Here is an 815-nt window from a genome sequence, read left to right as displayed (position 1 = left end):
GGCAGTCATGAAGCATTCGCATCACTATGTTCGCAGAACAAACACCTCGCCACCCCCTCCACCGCCAGCAAGTCCACCTCCGGACTCATCTGACGTACCCATCTCGCCAATAGACGATCTCGACGAGCAAGACAATCGGTCATTACCATCGATACCATTCTGGCACCCCAAAGCGATTCGTCATGCAATCCGTGCGTTGATCGCTTGAAAAATGAACTCGTGGCAACCAACAGCCTGGAAAGGCTGATAATGACCGAAGTCCTTTTAGAATGACATGCTAAACACAGATGGGGCGGGTGCGCAACCCGCCCCATTTCCATCGTATGCAGAATTCATGGTCGTTCGCAAAGGTTTTCCGGGGTTCCACTTCAGTGCTCTACCGTGAGCCGAAATTGTTGAAAGGTTATATGCGTTCGAGGCGGTCGCGGGCAGCGCGCGTTTCAGTGCTCTACCGTGAGCCGAAATTGTTGAAAGGGCGTCGGCTTGGTCACAACCGCGCTGACGCAGGCGCGGTTTCAGTGCTCTACCGTGAGCCGAAATTGTTGAAAGTCCTTCACACACAAACAACCCGCTCGTGTGCACGAGCGTTTCAGTGCTCTACCGTGAGCCGAAATTGTTGAAAGCTGCGGCGATGGACGAGGGTGAAGTTGCGCAGCGACACGTTTCAGTGCTCTACCGTGAGCCGAAATTGTTGAAAGCCGTTGTCGCAATAACCGGGCTGATGTTGAACGCGTCGGTTTCAGTGCTCTACCGTGAGCCGAAATTGTTGAAAAGTTGGTGAGCGCTTTGTGAACTGACATGACGCTTGGCAAGAT

Annotated in this window: 1 protein-coding gene and 1 CRISPR repeat array; the gene reads left to right on the top strand. The window is 53.1% G+C overall.

The features are described 5' to 3' along the window. On the top strand, window positions 1–208 hold a 208-nt coding region (locus JE47_RS22385), incomplete at its 5' end, for a hypothetical protein (RefSeq protein WP_236631328.1). A 157-nt stretch (window positions 209–365) separates the two neighbouring features. Then, window positions 366–773: a CRISPR direct-repeat array (repeat unit 37 nt; unit sequence GTTTCAGTGCTCTACCGTGAGCCGAAATTGTTGAAAG). Window positions 774–815: the final 42 nt, after the last annotated feature.

This window comes from Chloroflexus sp. MS-G, assembly GCF_000735195.1.
Lineage (GTDB): Bacteria > Chloroflexota > Chloroflexia > Chloroflexales > Chloroflexaceae > Chloroflexus.
The sequence above is the reverse complement of the archived record's forward strand: the minus strand, read 5'-3'. Positions and strand labels throughout refer to the sequence as shown.